We start from the raw sequence: 255 nt of genomic DNA, 5'->3' as shown, positions 1-255 counted from the left end.
GGGCGCCATGATCAATAACCTGCAACGGGCTGTGGTACTGGAGCGCCTGACCATCGAGGTCGAAGCCGATGATCCGGATGACTCGTTTTTGCTGGCCATGGCCTTGGCGGGCGATGCGGACTACCTGGTAACCGGTGATCGCCGCGCCGGCCTGCTGCAACGCGGGCACATCGAACGCACGCGGATCGTCACGCCCGCCGTGTTCTGCGTCGAGGTGCTGTGATCAATGCCGGTCGGTTTTCTGACTCAAGAGCA

1 protein-coding gene is annotated in these 255 nt (G+C 62.4%); it reads left to right on the top strand.

What is annotated here, in order from left to right; genetic code table 11:
• A partial coding sequence (locus QMX89_RS22845; RefSeq protein WP_349013138.1) for a PIN domain-containing protein occupies window positions 1–223 on the top strand: 223 nt, incomplete at its 5' end.
• Between the last annotated feature and the right edge of the window lie 32 nt (window positions 224–255).

The organism is Pseudomonas sp. PS01301, from assembly GCF_029960215.1.
Lineage (GTDB): Bacteria > Pseudomonadota > Gammaproteobacteria > Pseudomonadales > Pseudomonadaceae > Aquipseudomonas > Aquipseudomonas coleopterorum.
The sequence above is the reverse complement of the archived record's forward strand: the minus strand, read 5'-3'. Positions and strand labels throughout refer to the sequence as shown.